The following is an 8,296-nucleotide window of genomic DNA, read 5'->3' on the forward strand; positions in this document are numbered from 1 at the left end:
GTATGTCTTAGACTCTGATACATAAAGTCAGGTTATTTCAATTTTATTGATAGGTTGCAGCCATGGCATTCACTTCGGAGAGCGTGCAGGTGTTTCTAGCCGTGCTGGACCGCGGCTCGTTCTCGGCCGCCGCGCGGGCGCTGGGGCGGGTGCCGTCGGCGGTCAGCATGGCGGTGGCGCAGCTAGAGGCCGAGTTGGACCTGCCGCTGTTCGACCGCAGCGGCCGCGAACCCCGGCCCACCGCCGCCGCCCTGTCGCTGGAGCCGCAGGCCCGGCTGCTGGCCAGCCAGCTGCAGCAGCTGAAAGCCCAGGCCCTGGGTCTGACCCAGGGCTTGGAGAGCCGCCTGACCCTGGCCATCGCCCCCGAACTACTCGCAGCCCAGTGGCGCAGCCCGCTGGCGACCTTGGCGCAGGAATACCCGCTGCTGGAGGTGGAAGTGCTGGCCGCGCCCCAGGCCGATGCACTCAGCATGCTGCACGCGGGCCGGGCCAATCTGGCCCTGGTGTTCGAGCGGCCCAGCCTGGACGGCCGCGAGGGCTTTCAAGAGGTCAGCTGTGAAACCCTGGTGGCGGTGATGGCGCCCGCGCTGCTGGCGCGCACCCTGCCCAGCGCGACAGGCCTGCGCGAAGAACATTTAACCAACACCCGCCAGATCGTGGTGGCCAGCCGCGACCTGGCCACCATAGACCGGCGCTTCGCCTACGCCCGGCACTGCTGGCGCACCGACAACCACATTGCCGCGCTGGGCCTGATCGAGGCCGGCATAGGCTGGGGCTGGCTGCCGCTGTCGTTTGTGCGCAGCCAGATCGCCGCCGGAAGCCTGGTGGAGATACCTTTCGACAACCTGACCAACCGCATGGAGCTGTGGGTGGACGTGGTCTGGTCCAAAGAGCGGCCGCTGGGCCTGGCGGCGCGGCGCTTCATCGCCCTGGTCAGCGCCAGCCGCGAGGCCGGCAAGCTGCTGGCGACGGCCGCCAAGGATTCATAAGAAATTGGCCTCTAGCGCAGATATTAACTGCGCAAGCAGCTAGCAATTAAATAGCAGCCAGCGTTTCCCAGCGCCCGCTGCGCTGCGAGGCAAACAGCGCGTCGATGATGCGCATGTTCTGGATTGCATCTTCCACGCCGTACTGCAGCGGGGCTTCGCCACGGATCGCCAGCGAGAACGCATCGCCTTCCAGGCTGTACTGGTCGCAGGGCGCAAAGCTCTCCACCGTGGCGCTGGCGCCGCCCAGCTGCTTGCCGTTGTCGATGAAGATGCGCGTGGGATCAAACGGCGGCGCGTTGAACGGGATCTCGATTTCCACCCGCTGCTGCGTGCCTACCACCTGCACGCGCTGGTAGGGCGTGGACTGGGTGGACACGGTGAAGTCCAGGTGCCGGCCGCCGCCAAAGTCCAGCAGCGCGCTGAAAGTGCGGTCGACATTGAATTCGGGGTCGATATCGGCCAACGCCATCACACGCAGCGGCTCGGCGCCGAACAGGAAACGCCCGGCCACGATGGGGTAGCAGCCGATGTCGAACAGCGCGCCGCCGCCCTTGCTCGCATCGTTACGGATGTTGTCCGGGTTGCGGTTGAAGTACGAGAACCAGGCCTGCACCGTGCGCAGCTCGCCCAGGGCGCCGCTCTGCACCAGCTCGCGCGTGCGCAGCCACTGCGGGTGGAAGCGCACCATGAAGGCTTCCATGATGTGGACCTTGCCAGCCACTTCACGCAGCTGGGCCGCTTCATTCGCGTTCAGCGCGATCGGCTTTTCACACAGCACATGCTTGCCGGCGCGCGCCGCGGCCAGGGTCAGCGGCACATGCAAGTCGTTGGGCAGCGGGTTGTAGATGGCCTCGATGCTCGGGTCGGCCAGCAGCTCTTCGTAGGAGCCGTAGGCGGTGGGAATGCCCAGCTTGTCGGCCGCCGCACGGGCCGACGGCAAGGACCGCGAAGCAATCGCCTGCACATCGCACCACTGGCTGCGCAGCAGCGCCGGGGTGACCTTTTCCATGCCAATCTTGGCGGTACTCAACACACCCCAGCGCACTTTTTGCATATCAGGCAGCCTCTTTGTAGAAGAACGGGCGCAGCACGCGGCCGGGCAGCGGGTTCACTGCGTTGTGGATGGCGGCAATGTGGTCGGGCGTGGTGCCGCAGCAGCCGCCCACGATGTTGACCAGGCCTTCGGCGGCGAACTCGCGCACCAGGGCCGAGGTGACGTCCGGGGTTTCGTCAAAGCCGGTGTCGCTCATCGGGTTGGGCAGGCCGGCATTCGGATAGCAGCTGATGAAGGTATCGGGCGCCACCTTGTGCAGCTCCTGGATGTAGGGGCGCATCAGCGCGGCGCCGAGTGCGCAGTTCAGGCCCACGGCCAGCGGCTGGGCGTGGCGCACGCTGTGCCAGAAGGCGGTAACGGTCTGGCCGCTGAGGATGCGGCCCGAGGCATCGGTCACCGTGCCGCTGATGATCAGCGGCAGGCGCTGGCCCGAGTCTTCGAAATACTCGTCCACCGCGAACAGCGCGGCCTTGGCGTTCAGCGTGTCGAAAATCGTCTCGACCAGGATCACGTCCGCACCGCCTTCGACCAGGGCCTTGGTTTGCTCGTAATAGGCTTTGCGCAGCTGCTCGAAGTTGACGTTGCGCGCGCCGGGGTCGTTCACGTCAGGGCTGATGCTGGCGGTCTTGGGCGTGGGGCCGAGGGCGCCAGCGACGAAGCGCGGCTTGTCTGGCGTACTGTATTTGTCGCAAGCAGCGCGGGCGATGCGGGCGGACTCGAAGTTCATCTCGATCGCCAGGTCGGCCATGTCGTAGTCCTCCTGGGCCACGGTGGTGGCGCCGAAGGTGTTGGTCTCGATCAGGTCGGCACCGGCGGCCAGATAGCCTTCGTGGATGTCGCGGATCACGTCGGGCCGGGTCAGGCTCAACAGCTCGTTGTTGCCCTTCACATCCTTGTGGAAGTCCTTGAAGCGCTCGCCGCGGTATTGCTCCTCGGTCAGCTTGAAGCGCTGGATCATGGTGCCCATCGCGCCGTCGAGGATGGCAATGCGTTGCGCCAGGATGGCGGGGAGTTGCTGGGCGCGGGTGTAGGTGGGCGTTTTCATGAGGGCTCGATTGTAGGAAACCCCGGCGCGGCGTCCGCTACACCGCCACCAGTGGCCCCAGTCCGCGTAGGCGTACGGCGTCGCGCAGCGGAGGCTGGCCGTACATGCGGGCGTATTCGCGGCTGAACTGCGACGGGCTTTCATAGCCCACGGTGAAGCCGATGCTGGCCGCGTCCGCCTGACCGGCCAGCAGCAGGCGCCGGGCTTCCTGCAGGCGGATCTGCTTCTGGTACTGCAGCGGGCTCATCGCGGTGACGGCCTTGAAATGCCGGTGGAAGGTGGAGGCGCTCATGTTCGCCCGCTGCGCCACCGCGTCAATCCGCAGCGGCTCGGCAAAGTGGCTGCGTATCCAGCCTATGGCCTGGCCCACCTGGGCCATGCGGCTGTGGGCCAGCGCGATCTGGCGCAGCATGGGCGCCTGGGCGCCGGTCAGCAGGCGGTACAGGATTTCGCGCTCGGCCAGCGGCGCCAGCATGGGGATGTCGGCCGGCCGGTCCAGCAGCCGCAGCAGACGCACGGCGGCGTCCAACAGGTCGGGCGTCACCGGGCTGACCGCCAGGCCGGGCAAGGGGGCGTCCTTGGCTGCACCGGGTAAGGTCAGCAGCATGTCGGCCAGCACGGCCGGGTCCAGTTCCAGCGACAACGCCAGATACGGCGCCTCCGGGCTGGCCTGGATCACGGAGCCGGTGATGGGCAGGTCCACCGACACCACCAAATACTGGCCGGCAGCGTATTCCACGATGCTGTCACCCAGCAGTGTGCGCTTGGCCCCTTGCGCCACGATGTACAGCATGGGCTGGTAGACCACGCCCATGGGCAGGGTTGGCGTGTCGGAACGCACCAGGCCAACGCCGGGGATGGCGGTGGCGGTGCGGCGCTCATGGCAGTGTTGTGCAATCAAGGCACACAGCTCTTTGAGCGATTCTGGCGTAGGCGATGGCAGCATGCGAGGATTATGCAAGAGCTGCGCAGTATCAGGCTACCGCTGCACAGGCCGACACGCGGATAGTCAAGCTCTTCACCATTCAGGAGCCACGCCATGTCTTTCCAACCCCACACCTGGTTCATCACCGGCGCAGCGCGCGGCATCGGCGCACACACCGTGCAGGCCGCGCTGGCCGCAGGCCACAACGTGGTCGCCACGGCCCGCAAGCGCGAGAACATCACCCTGACCGACGACCGCCTGCTGGCGCTGGACCTAGACGTCACCGACGCGGCCCAGGCCCAGGCCGCCGTGCAATCCGCCGTGGCCCACTTTGGCCGCATCGACGTACTGGTCAACAACGCCGGCTATGGCCAGCTCGGCCTGTTCGAGGAAAGCACGGTGGCCGATGCGCAAGCGCAGTTCGCCACCAATGTGTTCGGCCTGTTCCACGTCACCCGGGCCGTACTGCCGGTGATGCGCCAGCAACGCGCCGGCCATGTGCTGAACATCTCGTCCATGGCCGGCATACGTGGCCGCGCGGGCACTGCGCTCTACAGTGCCAGCAAGTTTGCGGTGGAGGGCTTTTCCGAAGGACTGGCGCAGGAGCTGGCCCCGTTCGGCATCCGCGTCACCATCGTGGAGCCCGGCGCGTTCCGCACCGACTTTCTGGACGGCCAGTCGATGCGCTTTGGCAGCCAGCCCATCGCCGACTACGCCGCGCAGTCGGCCCAGATCAACGCAGGCTTTGGTGCCCGCAACCACATGCAGCCCGGCGACCCGGCACGGCTGGCTGCCGTGCTGCTGCAGCTGGCGGCGCACCCGAAGCCGCCGCTGCGCTTTGCTGCGGGTAGCGATGCGGTGGAGATCATTGGGGCGAAGATTGAGGCGCTGCGGGGGGAGTTGGAGGCTTGGCAAGCCTTGTCAGTGACGACAGACGGGGAGTTTTAACGGCTTCCAGCCAGTATTAGGACTCGTCTTCGCTATCTAACCCGGCAGCGTAGTCTGGAACTATCCTTTCTCCGGTCAGCGCTGCTACAGCCCGAATCACTTGCGTGCCGAGTTGGCGAGTATTGAACTCGTTTCCCTTTCCGTTAATGAGGCTCACATTGAAACGAATTGCAAGCTCCCGCAGCACCGGCTTCACGGGAGTGAGCAAAACTCCATCCTGCTGCACTTCAATCGTTCCGGTTTCTAGTTCACGAAGGGTGTAGCGATCAATAGATACTTCGTTGACAGGAGCAATATCGCTCCTCACTTTTCGCCTATCGACAATGCGACCTAGAGTCAGGATTCGCTTTCCCTCTGAAGGCCCGGATAGCAGGGGAAGTACGTCTGAAATCGGAGCGTTGAGCAAGGTTTCAACCTGCATCTCCTCTGTATTCATACGCAGAACGATCACTCTGTCCACAAACTCAAGCGATCTTGAATTAAATGCAACATGCCCGGTCATGCCCATCATTGCAGTTGTTTTGACCGATATGCGCTCACCCGTTTCGCTTACGACGTCATAGCCCTTCTGATTAACCTCAGTCGCCATTTGGCCATTAGTAATTAACGCAGCGTACAGCTCACCAATCCGCCCACATAGATGACGTAGTTCGGTCGGAGGAACACCCCAGCTAAGTTCGCGTTCAAACCAGGACATAGCTTCACCAAGCGATTGAATGATCTGCATTTGTGTAAGAGCCATGATTAAAGTCTACCAAGTAGCCACGCAGGCGCTCAATTTGTCGCCAGAACATGGGCAAAAAGCGTCACTCAGGCCCGGGCACAATAGCGTCTTCCCACCAGCCCCGCGCTGGTTTACATACGAAATCAGCCTCTAGCGCAATCACCACCTGTGCCAGCAGCTATACATTCCAGAGCATCGCATTGTCCTCGTCCCCTCTCGCCATCCTGCATGAAACCTTTGGCTATGAGCAGTTTCGGGGGCCGCAGCAGGCCATCGTTGAGCATGTAGTCGCGGGCGGCGACGCGCTGGTGCTGATGCCTACCGGCGGCGGCAAGTCGCTGTGTTACCAGATCCCGGCGATTGCGCGGCAGCTGGACGGGCACGGCATCACCATCGTCATCTCGCCCCTGATCGCGCTGATGCACGACCAAGTGGGGGCGCTGCACGAGGCGGGTGTCAAGGCGGCGTTTTTGAACTCCACGCTGTCGTTCGACGAGGCGCTGGACGTGGAGCGGCGCCTGATGCGCGGCGACATCACCATGCTGTACGCGGCGCCCGAGCGCATCACCACGCCGCGCTTCTTGGACCTGCTGGACGACCTGCTGGCGCGCCGGCAGCTGAGCCTGTTTGCGATTGACGAAGTGCATTGCGTGAGCCAGTGGGGCCACGACTTCCGCCCCGAATACCGCGCGCTGACGGTGCTGCACCAACGCTACGCCAGCGTGCCGCGGATTGCGCTGACGGCCACGGCCGACGCGCTGACCCGGGCCGACATCGTGGAGCGGCTGCAGCTGGAAGAGGCACAGCATTTCGTCAGCAGCTTTGACCGGCCGAACATCCGCTACACCATCGTCGAGAAGAAGGACGCCACCACGCAGCTGCTGCGCTTCATCGAGCGCGAGCACGACGAGGACGCGGGCGTGGTCTATTGCCAGTCGCGCAAGCGGGTCGAAGAAGTGGCGCAGACGCTGTGCGAGCACGGCATCAACGCCCTGCCCTACCACGCCGGGCTGGACGCCAAGCTGCGCCAAACCCACCAGGACCGCTTTCTGCGCGAAGAAGGCATCGTGATGGTGGCGACCATCGCCTTCGGCATGGGCATTGACAAGCCCGACGTGCGCTTTGTCGCGCATCTGGACATGCCGAAGAACATCGAGGGCTACTACCAGGAAACCGGCCGCGCGGGCCGCGACGGACTACCCGCCGATGCCTGGATGGTCTACGGCCTGCAGGACGTGGTGAACCAGCGCCGCATGATCGACGAAAGCCCGGCCGGCGAGGAATTCAAGCAGGTGATGCGCGGCAAGCTGGACGCATTGCTGGGCCTGGCCGAGGCCACCGACTGCCGCCGCGTGCGGCTGCTGGCCTACTTCGGCGAAAAGTCTGCGCCCTGTGGCAACTGCGACAACTGCCTGGAGCCGCCGCAGGTGTGGGACGGCACCGAGGCCGCGCGCAAGCTGCTGTCCACGATTTACCGCATCCAGCAGATGAGCGGCATCAGCTTCGGCACCGGCCACATCATGGACATCTTGCGCGGCAAGACCACCGACAAAGTGAACCAGTTCAACCACAGCACGCTCAGCACCTTCGGCCTGGGCGCGGAGTACAGCGAACAGCAGCTGCGCGGCGTGCTGCGCCAGCTGATTGCGATTGGCGGGGTAGCGGTCGAGGGCGAATACAGCACGCTATGCCTGACGGAAGGCTCGCGCGCCGTGCTCAAAGGCGAGGTGCCGCTGATGCTGCGCGCGTCTCTCTCCGGCCCGGCCGAGCGCAAGCCCAAGCGCGAGAAATCCGCGGCCAAATCCGCGGTGGTGGCCGCGCTGGACGACAGCGCGCAAACCCGCTTCGCCGCGCTGAAAACCTGGCGCGCCGAAGTGGCACGCGAACACAATCTGCCAGCCTATGTGATCTTCCACGACGCGACTTTGGCGGCCATCGCCGCGCTGGCACCGCAGTCGCTGCGCGACCTGGAAGGCGTGAGCGGTATCGGCACCAAGAAGCTCGAAGCCTATGGCGAAGCGGTGCTACAAGTCTGCGTGGGCTAGCCCCGCCGCCACGCTCAAAAGCTGTGCGGGCTGATTTCTCGGCTCCCACCTTTGCAATAAAACTGCGCAGTACCTGGAGATGATGGAGTAGGCCAAGCGCCCTATCCATTCACCAGCAAATTTTGCTGTCCTGAAAGGGAATCCACGGTCGCCATGTGAAGACCTGGTACCGGTAGCTGGCCCTACCGGTACCAGGTCTTTTTTTATGCAAAACCACACCTTAGCGCTGGGCGGACTCAAATCTGAAGTGCAACACCTTATTCAACTAAGGTGCAGAAATGACAAAAGTCCTCCATTACCAGCAACTCCAGTCAGACGAACGCATCGCGCTGGGGCAGTACCGAGAGCAAGGCTTTGGTATCCGCGCCATTGCCCGCTTGCTGCACCGTTCGCCCTCTACCGTCAGCCGCGAGATTGAGCGCAATGCGCCAGTGGCCGTCTACAGCGGCACCTTTGCCCAGAAGCGTTGTACCCGTAGACGCAGGCTGTCGCGTCCAGCACCTAAACTTGTCCGCACTGGGGCCCTGTTTGCCAAAGTCTGCTTACTCCTCAGACGTAAATGGTCG

At 64.0% G+C, this 8,296-nt stretch carries 8 protein-coding genes; 4 read left to right on the forward strand and 4 right to left on the reverse strand.

Annotated features, from left to right (window positions below; genetic code table 11):
- Nucleotides 1-62: 62 nt before the first annotated feature.
- The gene (locus BLT66_RS25975) at nucleotides 63-989 is read left to right on the forward strand and encodes a LysR family transcriptional regulator (protein WP_092762812.1); all 927 of its coding nucleotides are present in this window, start codon (nucleotides 63-65) and stop codon (nucleotides 987-989) included.
- Nucleotides 990-1,035: 46 nt separating this feature from the next.
- Here BLT66_RS25975 and BLT66_RS25980 read toward each other — a convergent pair whose 3' ends face one another.
- Genes BLT66_RS25980 through BLT66_RS25990 form a run of 3 tightly spaced genes read right to left on the reverse strand, consistent with a single transcriptional unit; the run spans nucleotide 1,036 to nucleotide 4,034 of the window.
- On the reverse strand, nucleotides 1,036-2,043 hold the full coding sequence (locus BLT66_RS25980) for a Gfo/Idh/MocA family protein (RefSeq protein ID WP_092762815.1): 1,008 nt from the start codon (nucleotides 2,041-2,043) through the stop codon (nucleotides 1,036-1,038).
- Between the two features lies 1 nt (nucleotide 2,044).
- Nucleotides 2,045-3,088, reverse strand: a complete 1,044-nt coding sequence (locus tag BLT66_RS25985; protein WP_092762817.1) for a homocysteine S-methyltransferase family protein — start codon at nucleotides 3,086-3,088, stop codon at nucleotides 2,045-2,047.
- Nucleotides 3,089-3,125: 37 nt separating this feature from the next.
- Entirely contained in the window at nucleotides 3,126-4,034 is a 909-nt protein-coding gene (locus tag BLT66_RS25990; protein ID WP_092762819.1) for an AraC family transcriptional regulator, read from the reverse strand.
- Between the two features lie 93 nt (nucleotides 4,035-4,127).
- On the opposite strand from BLT66_RS25990, the gene BLT66_RS25995 reads away from it, so the two are divergent.
- On the forward strand, nucleotides 4,128-4,961 hold the full coding sequence (locus BLT66_RS25995) for an oxidoreductase (RefSeq protein ID WP_092762821.1): 834 nt from the start codon (nucleotides 4,128-4,130) through the stop codon (nucleotides 4,959-4,961).
- Nucleotides 4,962-4,977: 16 nt separating this feature from the next.
- Here BLT66_RS25995 and BLT66_RS26000 read toward each other — a convergent pair whose 3' ends face one another.
- Nucleotides 4,978-5,703 (reverse strand): DUF6998 domain-containing protein, encoded by a 726-nt coding sequence (locus BLT66_RS26000; protein ID WP_092762823.1) that lies wholly within the window; start codon nucleotides 5,701-5,703, stop codon nucleotides 4,978-4,980.
- 182 nt (nucleotides 5,704-5,885) lie between these two features.
- On the opposite strand from BLT66_RS26000, the gene recQ reads away from it, so the two are divergent.
- Both recQ and BLT66_RS26010 read left to right on the forward strand, forming a co-directional pair.
- On the forward strand, nucleotides 5,886-7,730 hold the full coding sequence (recQ, locus tag BLT66_RS26005) for a DNA helicase RecQ (protein WP_255407097.1): 1,845 nt from the start codon (nucleotides 5,886-5,888) through the stop codon (nucleotides 7,728-7,730).
- A gap of 278 nt (nucleotides 7,731-8,008) precedes the next feature.
- A partial coding sequence (locus BLT66_RS26010) for a helix-turn-helix domain-containing protein (protein WP_143029298.1) occupies nucleotides 8,009-8,296 on the forward strand: 288 nt, incomplete at its 3' end.

Source organism: Rhodoferax sp. OV413 (assembly GCF_900104385.1).
In the GTDB taxonomy this organism is placed as follows: domain Bacteria; phylum Pseudomonadota; class Gammaproteobacteria; order Burkholderiales; family Burkholderiaceae_C; genus Rhodoferax_B.

What these genes read in the sequence shown, in the direction of transcription:
- BLT66_RS25990 (WP_092762819.1), bottom strand. Translation starts at nt 4,034, where the DNA reads ATGCTGCCATCGCCTACGCCAGAATCGCTCAAAGAGCTGTGTGCCTTG.
- BLT66_RS25980 (WP_092762815.1), bottom strand. Translation starts at nt 2,043, where the DNA reads ATGCAAAAAGTGCGCTGGGGTGTGTTGAGTACCGCCAAGATTGGCATG.
- BLT66_RS25975 (WP_092762812.1), top strand. Translation starts at nt 63, where the DNA reads ATGGCATTCACTTCGGAGAGCGTGCAGGTGTTTCTAGCCGTGCTGGAC.
- BLT66_RS25985 (WP_092762817.1), bottom strand. Translation starts at nt 3,088, where the DNA reads ATGAAAACGCCCACCTACACCCGCGCCCAGCAACTCCCCGCCATCCTG.
- BLT66_RS25995 (WP_092762821.1), top strand. Translation starts at nt 4,128, where the DNA reads ATGTCTTTCCAACCCCACACCTGGTTCATCACCGGCGCAGCGCGCGGC.
- BLT66_RS26000 (WP_092762823.1), bottom strand. Translation starts at nt 5,703, where the DNA reads ATGGCTCTTACACAAATGCAGATCATTCAATCGCTTGGTGAAGCTATG.